The following is a 12986-nucleotide window of genomic DNA, read 5'->3' as shown; positions in this document are numbered from 1 at the left end:
GTGACGTAGCCGTACCCCGTACCGGCCGAGCTACGGAGAACGACCTTGATGCGCGGTCCTGTGTTGGCCATGGGTTCCCTTCGAGGCCGATCGAGCCTAATGAGAATGAGAAAACATTATCAATAATGGATTGGGGGAGGCAACCGTGAGACCACCGACGGCCATCGAGTCGGGATGCGCCGTCGGCGTCGACCGGCAAGCCACGCCGGGATTTACCGCCGGTGGCGCCCCCTCGATGCGCCGCGGCGCGGCGGGTGAAGCGTGCAAAGCAGCGCGGCGCCCAGCGGGGTTCGGTGGAGGCGCGTAGGACGACGCGACGTTGCGCGCCCCCGTGGGCCGCTGCGACGGTGTCCCGTAGGAGGCGTCGCGATGGTGCCGAAGACCGCGCTTCGAGCGATGGGCCTGGTGGGGGCGTTGTCCGCCTGCACGCAGGCGCAGGAGCCCGCCGGGTCGTTGGTGGCGGAGTACGCGCGCATGCAGCCGCCGACGACGTCCGAGACGTGGCACCTGCACGACCCGTCGGCGATCGTCACGCTGGACGGCGGGCAGGTCGTGGTGGTGACCGGCAAGGAGAACGCCGACGGGTACCGATGCGGCCTCGAGAGTTGGTGGCGGAGGACCGACGACGCGCCGTGGATGCCGCACGCCTGCCTGTTTCGCGACAAGCCGGACTGGGTCGCCGAGGAACTGCCCGGGAACGACGGCGCGTTCTGGGCGCCGGATCTCGCGGCCGACGGGACACTCGTCTACGCCGTGGCCAACGGCTTCGAGGAGGTCGGATCCTGCGTGGGGGCGGCGCGCTGGAACGGTGCGACGTGGCAGGACGTCGGCGCGCCCGTGACGTGCGCCTTCGATCCCGACCCCACCCGCGAGGTGGAGGCCATCGACCCCAGCCTCCACGAGGAGGGGGGGCGCCTGTGGTTGGTGTTGGGCGGGGGACGGATCGTGGCGACGGAACTCGACCGGTCGACGCTCCAGCCGGTCTCGGGCGCGTGGTGGGAACCCGATCACCCCGGATGGCTCGACCTCGCCGTCGGGCCCGGCCCGGTAGACGACCCGGGGTGGGTGGAGGCCGCCCGGCTGCATCGCTCGGGCGGCTGGACGTACCTCGTCGTGAACTGGGGCGCCTGCTGCCGCGGCGTGGCGTCGACCTACGAACTGCGGGTCGGGCGGGCCCGCAGCGTCGCGGGGCCGTTCCTGGATCGCGACGGTCGCGACATGCGGGCCGGCGGGGGCAGCCTCCTGTGGGCGGGCGCGGGGGCGCAGGTGGGTCCGGGGCACGCCAGCTTCCGCCGGCGCGCGGACGGCGTGGACGTCCTGAGCTACCACGTCTACGACGCGGAGCGAAACGGCTTGCCGTGGATCGGGGAGGCGGAGCTGGCGTGGGAGGACGGCTGGCCGAGGGTGGTGCGCCGCCTCCCGCTGCGGCGGCCGTGAGCGCCCGCGTCCGCCCGGGGGGCGGGGCCGCCTACCCGCGGAGCGTGGTCGCGGCGTCCTCGAGCCCGCGCGTCAGGTGCGCCGCGTCGGCGCCGACGGTGACGAAGCGGAAGCCGAGCGACCGCACGGTGGCGGCGGCGGCGCCCGAGCCCGCGAAGGTGCCGGGGATGAGGTCGTGGGTCGTGCAGGCCTCGACGATGCGGTGGAGCGCGTCGACCAGCGGGCCGGTCTCGAGGTCGACGACCGGACGGCCGGTGAGGTTCAGACTGAGGTCGACGGGGCCCACGAACAGGCCGTCGAGCCCCTCGGTGCGGGCGATGGCGTCGAGGTTCGCGAGGCCGCGGGGCGTTTCGATCATCGCGAACGCCAGGACGTCCTCGTTCGCGGCGGTCGGGTCGTAGCCGTCGTGGGCGAACTTCGCGCGGGTCGGTCCCCACGAGCGACCGCCCTCGGGCGGGTAGCGGACCGCGCGCACGAACGCCGAGGCCTCCTCCGGCGTGTCGACGAGGGGGCAGATGACGCCCAGGGCGCCGGCGTCGAGCGCCTGCATGGCGTCGGCCGGGTCGTGCGACCCCACCCGCACGAGGGGGACGGCGGGGGCGTGCGTCACGGCCTGCAGCATCGCCACCATCGCGGCGACGTCGATCGGCGCATGTTGACGATCGATCGTGACGGCGTCGACGCCCGCGTGCGCCGCGGCTTCGGCGGCGAACGCCGACGGGATCGTGAGCCAGGCGTTGGCGACGACGTCGCCGCGCCGGAGGCGGTCCTTGAGGTCGGTGCGCTTCACGCCGTCACCCTATCCCGCGCGGGGGGTCGGGCGGCGCGATCAGGGCCTCGCGCAACCAGTCGGTGACGGCGTCGGGCCGCTCGAGCGGCGCGTAGTGGCCCGCCCCCTCGAGGACCGTCAGGGGGGTCCCTTCGGGGAGGCGGTCGCGCACGCGTTCGTGGAGGGCGAGCGGCGTCACCGAATCCTCGCGCCCTACGGCGAGCGCGAGGGGGAGGCGGAGGTCGGCGAGCGTCGCCCAGGCGTCGGGGCGCGAGGCGAGCGCCTCGAGTTGGCCCTCGAACGAAGCTCCGGGCGTGTCGACCGCCATCGTCCGGATCGCGGCGGCGAGGTCGCGATCGTCCTGGCGCGCGGGGGCGACGTTCCGGCGCAGGCGTTCGGCGACGGCGCGGCGCGCGTCGGGGTCGTGCGCCTCGCGCCGCCACGCCGACCAGGTGGCGCGTTGCGCGTCGGTGGCGGCCCCGGGGTTGAGGGCGAGGAGGGCGGCGCACGTCACGCGCTCGGGGGCGCGGCGGAGGATCGCGAGGGCGGTGATGGCGCCCTGCGAGAAGCCGGCGAGCGCGAACCGCTCCGGGGCGTGCGCGAGGACGGCGTCGGCGTGCCCGTCGACGTGACGCTCCGGCCCCAACGGCGTGACGTGCACCTCGCGGCCCGCGGCGCGGAACGCCGCCGCCTGGGCGGCGAACACGGCGTCGGTACAGAGGGTGCCGGGCAGGAGGACCAGGGGGGTGGCGGCGTTCATCCGAGGGGTCGACCGCCGTCCACGGGGACGACGCACCCCGTCGAGAACGTCAGGTCGCGCGCGACGGACACGATGGCGGCCGCCACGTCCGCCGACGTCGCCAACCGCCCGAGGGGCGTGTCGCGGCGTTGCGCGTCGACGAAGTCGGCGTCGAGGGCGTCGGCGTACGGTCCGTCGATCAACCCGGGCGCGACCGACACGACGCGGACGCCGGGGGCGAGGGCCCGCCCCAACGAGCGCGTCATCGAGTCGAGCGCCGCCTTCGAGGCGCAGTAGGCGACGTTGCTTCCCCGCCCCGACTGCGCCGCGATGCTGCTCACGTGCACCACCAACCCACCCCCGTCCGCGCGAAGCAGGGGCAGGACCGCGCGCGTCGCTGCGAACGCCCCCCGGACGTTCGTCGCGAAGATCCGGTCGAAGAGGGCGTCGTCGAGCGCGTCGAGGTCGTCGTGGGGCACGTACCGGGTGACGCCGGCGTTGTTGACGAGCACGTCGAGTGAACCCACCTCCGACGACAGGCGTTCCCGGAGACCGTCGAGGGAGGGCGGGTCGGTCACGTCGACGTGGACGGCGCGGTGCCCGGTCCCCGGGAGGGACGCGACGAGGCGGTCGGCGGCGTCGCCGTCGCTGCGGTAGCCGGCCACGACCCGGTAGCCGGCGTCGGCGAACGCGCGGGCGGTGGCCGAGCCCACGTCGCCCGTCGCGCCGGTGATCGCGACGACCGGCGCGGGGGCGTTCACCCGTCCGACCCGCCGTAGCGCTGGACGCGCAGGGCGGCCTGCCGGCGGTGCCCGTCGAACCCCTCGAGGGCGCTGACGGTGGCGCAGTGGCGGCCGACCTCGACGCTCGCCGCCTCGGTGCAGCGTTGGTAGGTCATCGTCTTCAGGAACTTCCCGACCCACAACCCGCCGGTGTAGCGCGCCGCCCCGTCGGTCGGGAGGATGTGGTTCGTGCCGATCGCCTTGTCGCCGTACGCGACGTTCGTCTCGGGCCCGAGGAACAGCGACCCGTAGTTGCGCATGCCCTCGAGGAAGACGTCGGGATCGCGGGTGAGGACCTCGACGTGCTCGCTGGCGATCCGGTTGGCCTCCTCGAGCAGCTCCGCTTCGGTGTCGCAGAGCAGGATCTGCCCGTGGGTGCGCCACGCCTCCCCCGCCACCTCCGCGGTGGCGAGGACCTCGAGCTGCCGTGCGATCTCCGCCTCGATCTCCCCCGCGAGGCGCTCGCTGCTGGTCAGGAGCACCGCCGGCGAGTTGGTGCCGTGCTCCGCCTGCCCGAGGAGGTCGGTGGCGACCATCTCGGCGTCCGCGGTGTCGTCGGCGATGACGAGCACCTCGGTCGGGCCGGCGAGCAGGTCGATGCCGACCCGGCCGAAGAGCTGTCGCTTGGCTTCGGCGACGAAGGCGTTGCCGGGCCCGACGATGACGTCGACCGGAGCGATCGATTCGGTGCCGATCGCCATCGCACCGACCGCCTGCACCCCACCGAGCACGTAGATCTCGTCGGCGCCGGCCAGCGCCATGGTCGCGACCGTCGCGGGGTAGGGCGCGCCGTCCTTGGGGGGCGTGCAGGCGATGACGCGGGGGACGCCGGCGACCTTGGCGGTGGCGACGCTCATGATGGCCGAGGCGACCATCGGGTAGCGGCCCCCGGGGACGTAACAACCGACGCGGTCGACCGGGACGTGCTTGTGGCCGAGGGTGACGCCCGGCAACGTCTCCACCTCGACGTCGCGAAGGCCTTCGCGTTGCGCCCGCGCGAACGTCCGGACCTGCTCGAGGGTGAAGCGGATGGCGTCCAACTCCGCGGCGGGAACCGCCGCGATCGCCGCCTCGACGTCCGCATCGCTCAGGCGGAACGTGTCGGGGGCGTACCCGTCGAAGCGGTCCGACAGCTCGCGGACGACGGCGTCGCCCTCCGCGTCGATGCGCTCCAGCAGCTCGCGGACGGTGTCGCGGACCCTCGCGTCGGTGCGGGCTTTGGCGTCCGCCTCGACGCCGGGTTTGACGGTGCGTACGCTCATGAACGTGCCTCCTGGGGGGCGGGGGTGCCGTGTAGGGTCGTGAGCAACGCCAGCTCGTCCAGCACCACGTAGTGACGGACGACGCGGCCGTCCTGGACGTGCACGTGGCTGATGCCGAGGGCGTCGATCGGGCGGCCGGTCGGCGGACCGAAGCGGCCCTCCAGGCGGTGCGTGCCCCGCAGGGACCAGCGCACCGCGACGCGCGTCAGGCCTTCGTGCGCGTTGACGTCGACGCGTTGGACGTCGAGGTACGCGTCGGGGAACGGTGCCACGAGCGTCAGCGCGTAGCGGCGGAACGGGTCGGGGCCGTGGAGCTCCACGTGGCCCGGCACCCACGTGACGGTCGCGTCGTCGTAGAGCTCGGCGATGCGGTTGAAGTGCCGCCCGTTGATCGTGCCCTCCAGCAGGTCGAGGGCGGTCCGCACGGCGGGGTCGTCGGCGTCGGCGCCGGCGACGACCGGATCGGTCGCGTGCGCGGCGCCCGGCGGCGTGGGGTCGAAGGTCGCCGGGACCTCGGCGTGCGCCGCGAGGTCGAGCGGATCGAAGCCGAGCTGTTCCGCCACGGCGCGCGTGTCGCGCACGAGCCACTCCTCGACGATGTGGTTGGCGCGCACGACGCATTCGGCGATGGCGTGGAAGCGGACGCTGCGACCGGTGGGGGGTCCGAACCGGCCGGGCCCGTCGTGCGTGGCGGTGTTGGCGATCAGGTGCCCCGACCGGTAGGTCCCCGCTCCGTCGTGCGTGGCGATCACGTCCTCCGCCGCCATGCGCCGGTCGGGGAAGGCGGCGAGCGTGTGGACGCTGCCGGCGATCACGCCCTCGATGCCGCGCTCGGTGCCGAGCCCGGTGTGCACGATCACGTCCGGTGCGTACGTGTCGTGGATGTGCCCCATGTCGGAGCGCTCCCAGATGCGCTCGGTGATGCGGACGATGTAGTCCACGAGGTCGGCGTACGGCGGGTCGAAGCCGGGCAGGCCGTCGGCCGTCGGGGCGGGATGAAAGCGGGGTCGCTCGGCCACGCTCACTCCCTCGGGTTCGTCCGCGCGACGTGCGGGGCGAGGCGGGCGCGGGCCTCCGCCTCGCGTTCGGCGAAGTCGTCGGGGGGGATCATCTTGCCGCGCGCGTCCGCCTCGAAGCCGGCCTCCGCCGCGGCGCGCTGGATCGTGGGGCTCCAGTAGGGGTCCTTGCCGTCGAACGCCTCGTGGGACTCCAGGACCGCGAAGAACCAGCCGTCCTCGTCGCCGACGTTCTCGAAGCTGCGCCACAGCCGGGGGGGCAGCGTGATGAGGTCCCACGGCCCGACGTCGACGAAGTCGCTGGGTTCGTTCTCGTCGTGTCCGTAGTGGAAACGGAAGGTGCTGCGCAGCACGAAGAACGCCTCGACGTAATCGTGCGTGTGGTAGCCGGGGCCCTGCCCCGGAGGGCACATCGCCATGCCGATCTGGAAGTCGTGGGGGCTCGTGACGGCCGGGGCATAGGCGGGGTTCTCGCTGGCGGTGTCGCCGATGAGCGCGAAGTTCATGCGGTGGTGCCCGGGGAGGGCGCTGTCGATGAACATCAACGGAATGCCGCGTTCCTTGAGGTGGTCGAAGCGGATGACGTCGGGGGTGTCGGGCATGGGGGCCTCCTGGGGGCGTGGGGTCAGCGGCGCCGGCGCTGCATCTCGCGCATGCGTCCGAGCGGGTCGACGTCGAGTTGCCAGAGGTAGTCGAGGAGGTCGATGAACACCCAGTTCTCCGCCATCTTGCCGCGCTCGCGGCGGTAGATGTCGACGACCCGTTGGGTGGCGAGGGTGTGGGTGGCGGGCATGCCGAGGAATCCGCCCTTCGTGACGCGCTCCTCGAGGCTGGGCCACCCGACCCACCCGCCGTAGTCGCCCTCCGCGAAGCTGGCGCGGTGGCCAACGAAGGTGCGCTCGTCGTACAGCGAATGCCGGTACGGCTTCTGGTGGTGGTCCTTGAACCCCTGCACCCCGAGGGTGCTGCCGATGCCGGCCGGCCCCCACCACAGCATGTCCTCGTGCCACACCTCGCGCAGCACGTCGGGGTCCATGTCGACCTCCGGGTGCGCGCCCAAATCGTCCCCGAGCTTCGTCATCAACGCCAGCATGCTGGCGCTGTCCTCGGGGTCGGCGGGCGCGCCGTACTGGAGGCCGTCCTGCGTGCGGGGCGGCAGGAACGCGATCGGGCTCCCCGTCTGCGGCGGGAGGCCGTCGACGCCGGCCTGCTGCATGACGGCGATCACGTCGACGAAGTGATAGGTCTCCGCGATGCGGTCGCCCTCGAGGCGGTGGAACTCGCAGGAGGAGACGAACGTCAGTTTGCCGGTGTCGGGGATGTCCAGCCAGGGGGCCTCGAACATCCCGAGGATCTGCCCGGTGCTCGCCACCCACGTTTCCTCCGGGGTCTCGCTCGCGACGCTGGAGAACGCGATGGCGGGGCGGCGCTGGGCGTGGCGGAAGGCCTGCAGGAACGGCGTCCAGAACCCCTCGACGACGCCGTCGAGGTCGAGCGTGTCGCGGAACGGGTGGGTGCCGTACCAACGGTAGTCGGGGGTGACGTGCTCGGCGAGTTTCGCCTTGAGGTCGCGAGGGTGGGCGCCCTCGAAGGCGTCTTCGTAGGCGCGAAGCCGTCGTTTGGCGTGGGCGAGGTCGTCGGGCGTGGGCATGCTCATCCTTTCACCGCGCCTTGCGTGAGGCCGGAGACGATCTGGCGTTGGAAGACGAGGACGATCAGGAAGAGGGGACCGGTGATGCTGACCGCCGCGGCGATCGCCTCGAGTTGATCCCCGAGGGTCGTCTCGCGGTTGAAGTACTGCATGATCGCCGGCACCATCGTCTGGTCCCGGCCGTCGAGCAGGAGGGCGGCGACGAGGTAGTCGTTGTACGCGAGCATGAACGAGAACAGGCCGGTCGTGATGACGCCCGGCCACATGACCGGCATCACGACGTGCCAGAACGCCTGCAGGCGGGTGGCGCCGTCGACCATCGCGGCCTCGTCGAGGGTGGAGGGGACGTTCGCGAAGAAACTGCGCAGCATCCAGATCGTGAACGGTTGGTTGATCGCGACGAGCACGATGATGACGGCGAACTGCCGGCCGTACAGCCCGAACTCGATGAAGGGCGGGAGGTAGCCGGTCACGAGGGTCGAGTGCGGCAAGGCTCGGAAGACGAGGGCGGCGATCAGGATCCAGAAGGCGATGCGGCTGCTCTTGCGCGCCAGTCCGTAGCCGGCGAGGGCGCCGATCGTGAGGCTGATCGCGACCACGCCGCCGGTGACGTACAGCGAGTTTCCGAGGTGGACGTAGAAGGCGTTGTCGATCCACACCGCCCGAAAGTGCTGGAGGGTCGCTCCGATCAGCGGGCGGGACAGCGGACCGTCGGGCGTCGCGGCCTCAAGGGCACCCCCGAGCCAGGGGGTCAGGAGCAGCGTCGTGATGCCCAACGTGCCGGCGGTCGTGAGGTAGCTCAGCACCGTCCCCCCGACGCGCAGCTCGCCCGACGCGTCGACGAACGGCGCGAACAGCGTGCGGCGGAGGCGGTGCAGGGCGACGGCGAGCGCGACCGAGAGGCCGCCCAGAAGCAGGTCGTAGCCCGACGGCCCCCCGAGGCGCACCCGCGTGTCGGGGCCGCGAAGCACGTCCAGGACGTTGGGGGCGAAGGCGTCGATGGGGAGCTTGACGCTCATCACGACCAGCCAGGCGATGGGGAACAGGGCGACGAGGAGCCAGGTGACGACCAGCAGGGTGGAGCTGGTGCGCCAGACGACGGGCAGGCGGTGGAGGGAGCCGGTCCGCCTCATGCGCGCCGTTGCTCCTTCCAGGTGGTCCGCAACAGCGGGACGAGCAGGATCACGACGCCGATCATCGTCAGGACCGCCGAGGCCGAGGCCCGCCCGATGCTGCGGTTGCCGGATTCGTCGGGCACGAGGAACTCGTAGGTGAGGTACTGCAGGCTGGTGCGGTAGCCCGAGGCGCTGAACCCGATGATCTCGTCGAAGACGCGGTACGAGTCCATCAGGTGGATGAGGGACACGAAGATGATCAGCGGCATGAGGTGCGGCACGATCACGTGCCGGAGTTTCTGCCAGCGGGTGGCGCCGTCGATGCCGGCCGCCTCGAGGCGTTCGGCGGCGACGGTCTGGAGGCCGGCGTAGAAGATCACGAAGGCGAAGGGGACGACGTGCCACACGCGGTAGCCGAGCATCATCGTCTCGATCGTCCAGCCTTGCGCGAACATCGCGACGTCGCGCGCGAGGAGGCGCTCGAGGCCGGCGGTGAGGATGCCGTCCCCGATGAACAACCACCGGACCGCGAGGGCCCCGATGACCGGCGTGATGATGAACGGCAGCAGCGTCACGAAGATCGTGGGGCCCTTGAGGGCGTCGGTGAGGGTGTTGACCGCCAACGCCAGGAGCAGCCCCAGCACGATCACCAGCGGGAGCGTGACGAGGGCGAAGGTGAGCGTGAAGCGCAGCGCGTCCCAGAAGCGGATCTGCGCCAACTGCCGCAGCGCATCCCCGGGGCGGGCCAGCGCGTCGCGCACGGCGTCGGGGTCCAGCAGGGCGGTGTAGTTGTCCCAGCCGACCCACACCGTCCGCGTCACGATCCGGCCCGCGTCGTCGGTGACGGGGACCGCGGTCGTTTCGGTGGTGCACCCGAACGGCGTGCAGGACTCCCGCTCCACCGTCTCGAAGTCGGCGCGTTGTTGTTGGAACGACTGCACCAGGACGCCGACCAACGGACCGGCGATGAACAGGACCATCATGAACAGCGAGGGGCCGACGAACCCCCAGAAGGTTCGGCCGTTCATGCGGCGGCGGACGACGGGAGGTGGGTCAAGCGTGCGCCTTTCCGGAGAGCCGTCGTTCGCGGAGTCCCGCGAACGACGGCTCCAGGGCGGCGTCGCCGCGTGGCGACGGCGTGGGGCGGGGCGTCAGTCGATCAGGCCGTTCTCGCGGGCGGTCGCCAGGTAGGCGTCCTCCATGGCGTCCAGCGTTTCCTCGGCGCTGGCCTCGCCGTTCAGGTAGGCCGGAATGAACTCGCCGGCGGCGTTGTGCATGATGCCGATCAGGTTCGAGGACGGGTAGGCGGGGGCGCCGCCCTCCGCGGAGGCCTGCGCACCGACGGCGACGTCGGAGGCGATCGGCGGGTTGCTCAACCAGATGGCGGCGTCCGGGTGCTCGGCGAGCACGTCGCGGTCGATCCCCTCGAGCAGCACGCGGAAGGCGGCCTCCGCCTCCTCGTCGCTGACGTTCGCGGCGATCGAGATCCCGTCCCACCACAGCGTCGTGGCGGGGGCGCCACCGGCGTAGGCGGCGGGCGCGGCGGCGAACTCCACGAGCCCCCCGACCTCGGACTCCTCGGGGTCCTCCATGGCGGCGGCGCGCGTCGCCCAGAGGTTCGTCATCGCCGCTTGGCCCTGCTGCATCTTCTGTTGCGCGGCGGTGGAGTCGAAGCTGAGGTACTCGGGGTCCATGTAGGAGCTCAGGGCGGCCAGCATCTCGAGGGCGGCGACCCCGTCGTCGTTGGCGACGTTCGGGCGGCTGTCGTCGGTGAACATCGGGGTGTCGAACCCGAGGTACATGTTCACGAACTCCTCGCCGAGGTTCCAGCCGGCACCGAACGTCCCGACGAGCGGGTCGTCGACGAGGCCCGAAGCCTGGATCTCCTCCGCCGCAGCGAGCACCTCGGGGTACGTCTCGGGCACGTCGAGCCCGAGCACGTCGAGGATGTCGCTGCGGTACATCAGGTGCTGGGCGTTCACCATCATGCTGATCGCGACGATCTCGCCGTCGACGCGGATCAACTGCGAGGGCAGCAGGTCCTGCCCGTAGGCCTCGACGAGGTCGTCGAGGGGGCGCACGAGGCCGTCGGCGAGGAGGGGGGTCAGCGTCGCGTTGGAGACCCCCACCATCGTGTACACCGACGGGTCGGCGGCGAGGGCGTCGTTGATCTTGAGCCGGTAGTCGGCGTCGAGGGTCGCCTCGAAGTTGCCGCACGACGTCATCGCGTCGCTCATAATCTTCCACGCCTCGAACGAGTTCGAGAGCATCGTGAGCGGCACGTCGTTGTCGAGGTCGCACTGCGCTGCGGCCGTGGACGGAAGGCCGAGGGCGACGGCGGTGACGAGGGCCAGGATCCACTTGTTCATCGGGACGTCCTTTCGAGATCGCACGAGATCGTCGGGCGAGGACGGGGGCGGTGGACGCCCCCCGCCGGCGGTGGCGCACGCACGGAACCGGATGTTCTGGACGTGTGCGTGAAGGTACAACCCTCTCGGCGCCCGCGTCAATCCTCGACCGACCGGGGGTCGGAGGGCGCGCCCCGCACCCGTAGGAAGGTGCGCGGGCGTGCATAGTGTTGCCGTCTCGGCGTGCGTCCGCCGCGACGCCCCCGCCGGACCGTGTACACTCGCCTTCGTTCCGAGGTCCGGGACACGGGGGCGTCCGTGGTCCGCTCGAAGCGTTCGCCGTCCGGGCGTCCGCTCGCGGGTCGCGCACGGTTCGCTCGACGCCCCCGGCACCGCAGGTCGAGCTGCGTCTCTCCGGTGCGCCGGTCCCTCGCGGGCCCCGTGTTCGACGGGGCGGGGAAAGGGAACGCCATGTGTGGCTTCGTCGGATTGTGGAACGTCGGGAACGCCGACCTCGCGGATCGCATGATCCAACGCATGACGCACCGAGGGCCCGACGACGTCAACGTCGTCGCGCTCGACGGGTCGCCGGTCGTGATGGCGCACTCGCGCCTGTCGATCATCGGGCCGGAGGACGGAGCGCAACCGATCCACGGCGGTGGGGACGCGTTGATCGTCAACGGCGAGATCTACAACCACGAGGATTTGCGCGCCATCCTCGATCCGGAACGCTTCGTCACCGCCAGCGACTCCGAAACGATCCTGCACCTGCAACGCACCGGCGACGCGCGCTGGATCGCCAAGCTCGACGGCATGTTCGCGTTCGTGCTGGCGACCGAGGACCGAATCCTCGCGGCGCGCGACCCGCTCGGCATCAAGCCCCTGTACGTCGCGCGGCTCGAGGGCGGCCTCGCGTTCGCGTCGGAGCTCAAGGCGTTCGACGGGCTCGACGTGCGCAACGTCCAGGCGATCCCGCCCGGGAGCCTCATGGACAGCCGCGAGGGCGTGCGGACCTGGTACCGACTGCCGCAGGGGGCGGCGGAGGCGGAGGCCGACCTCGACGTCGACGCGACGGCGCGGGAGCTTCGCTACGTCCTCGAGGCGGCGGTCGCGAAGTGGACGGTCGCCGACGTCGAGGTCGGGAGCTTCCTCTCGGGGGGCCTCGACAGCTCCATCATGGCGGCGCTCGCGCAGCAGCAACGCCGCGCCCGCGGCCTCGGGCCGCTCAAGACGTTCTCCGTCGGGCTCGAGGGCAGCGCGGACCTGCGCGCCGCGCGCGCGGTCGCGGCGCACGTCGGGTCCGATCATTACGAGTACGTCTTCACCGCCGACGACGTGCGCGAGGCGCTGCCGCACGTGATCTACCACCTGGAGAGCGCCGACGTGGACCTGGTGCGTTCCGCGGTGCCGACCTGGTTCGCGGCGCGCCTGGCGCGCGCGTCGGTGAAGGTGGTCCTGACCGGTGAGGGGGCGGACGAGCTGTTCGCCGGGTACGCCTACCACCACGCCTACGTGGGCGACGCACGCGCCCTGGCGGACGAACTGACGCGCGGGCTCGGGACGATGCACAACATCAACCTGCAGCGCGTCGACCGCGTCACGATGGCGGAGAGCCTGGAGGCGCGCACGCCGTTCCTCGATCGCGACCTGATCGATTTCGCGCAATCGATCCCGGCGGACCTCAAGCTGCGCCGGACCGATCCCGACGCGCGGGAGAGCACGGGCGAGACGACCGAGAAGTGGATCCTGCGCAAGGCGACCGAGGACCTGCTGCCGAGCGACCTGGTGTGGCGGAAGAAGGCGCAGTTCGACGAGGGGTCGGGCACCCTGGACGCGTTGCAGGCGGCGTTGCGGGACCTGACCGGCC

Annotated in this window: 12 protein-coding genes; 2 read left to right on the top strand and 10 right to left on the bottom strand. The window is 71.8% G+C overall.

The genetic code is table 11. The annotated features are described in order from the left end of the window. Nucleotides 1-369: 369 nt before the first annotated feature. The gene (locus RI554_07820; protein MDR9391921.1) at nucleotides 370-1437 is read left to right on the top strand and encodes a family 43 glycosylhydrolase; all 1068 of its coding nucleotides are present in this window, start codon (nucleotides 370-372) and stop codon (nucleotides 1435-1437) included. A gap of 31 nt (nucleotides 1438-1468) precedes the next feature. Here the strand turns inward: RI554_07820 and RI554_07815 are convergent, their stop codons facing one another. From RI554_07815 to RI554_07770, 10 genes are all read right to left on the bottom strand, one after another. After that, nucleotides 1469-2227: an aldolase/citrate lyase family protein gene (locus RI554_07815; GenBank protein MDR9391920.1), complete on the bottom strand. Its 759-nt coding sequence runs from the start codon at nucleotides 2225-2227 to the stop codon at nucleotides 1469-1471. A 4-nt stretch (nucleotides 2228-2231) separates the two neighbouring features. Further along, complete coding sequence (locus tag RI554_07810) at nucleotides 2232-2966, bottom strand: alpha/beta hydrolase (protein ID MDR9391919.1); 735 nt, start codon at nucleotides 2964-2966, stop codon at nucleotides 2232-2234. Next, nucleotides 2963-3706: an SDR family oxidoreductase gene (locus RI554_07805; protein MDR9391918.1), complete on the bottom strand. Its 744-nt coding sequence runs from the start codon at nucleotides 3704-3706 to the stop codon at nucleotides 2963-2965. Before RI554_07805 ends, RI554_07810 begins: the two co-directional genes overlap by 4 nt. After that, nucleotides 3703-4989 carry a histidinol dehydrogenase gene (hisD, locus tag RI554_07800; protein ID MDR9391917.1) on the bottom strand — a complete coding sequence of 429 codons (1287 nt, stop codon included), beginning with the start codon at nucleotides 4987-4989 and terminating at the stop codon, nucleotides 3703-3705. Before hisD ends, RI554_07805 begins: the two co-directional genes overlap by 4 nt. Continuing rightward, on the bottom strand, nucleotides 4986-6008 hold the full coding sequence (locus RI554_07795; protein ID MDR9391916.1) for an ester cyclase: 1023 nt from the start codon (nucleotides 6006-6008) through the stop codon (nucleotides 4986-4988). Before RI554_07795 ends, hisD begins: the two co-directional genes overlap by 4 nt. Nucleotides 6009-6010: 2 nt before the next feature. Then, a complete protein-coding gene (locus RI554_07790; protein ID MDR9391915.1) occupies nucleotides 6011-6607 on the bottom strand; it encodes a cupin domain-containing protein in 597 nt (198 codons plus the stop codon). Nucleotides 6608-6630: 23 nt separating this feature from the next. Further along, entirely contained in the window at nucleotides 6631-7656 is a 1026-nt protein-coding gene (locus RI554_07785) for an ester cyclase (protein ID MDR9391914.1), read from the bottom strand. A 2-nt stretch (nucleotides 7657-7658) separates the two neighbouring features. Next, on the bottom strand, nucleotides 7659-8789 hold the full coding sequence (locus RI554_07780) for a carbohydrate ABC transporter permease (GenBank protein ID MDR9391913.1): 1131 nt from the start codon (nucleotides 8787-8789) through the stop codon (nucleotides 7659-7661). Beyond that, a complete protein-coding gene (locus tag RI554_07775) occupies nucleotides 8786-9799 on the bottom strand; it encodes a sugar ABC transporter permease (GenBank protein MDR9391912.1) in 1014 nt (337 codons plus the stop codon). Before RI554_07775 ends, RI554_07780 begins: the two co-directional genes overlap by 4 nt. 123 nt (nucleotides 9800-9922) lie before the next feature. Continuing rightward, on the bottom strand, nucleotides 9923-11140 hold the full coding sequence (locus tag RI554_07770; GenBank protein ID MDR9391911.1) for an extracellular solute-binding protein: 1218 nt from the start codon (nucleotides 11138-11140) through the stop codon (nucleotides 9923-9925). A gap of 450 nt (nucleotides 11141-11590) precedes the next feature. Between RI554_07770 and asnB the strand changes: the two genes are divergently transcribed. Then, the coding region (gene asnB / locus RI554_07765; protein ID MDR9391910.1) for an asparagine synthase (glutamine-hydrolyzing) at nucleotides 11591-12986 on the top strand (1396 nt) is incomplete at its 3' end.

It is taken from the genome of Trueperaceae bacterium, assembly GCA_031581195.1.
Lineage (GTDB): Bacteria > Deinococcota > Deinococci > Deinococcales > Trueperaceae > SLSQ01.
This window is presented reverse-complemented; position numbering and strand designations above follow the sequence as displayed.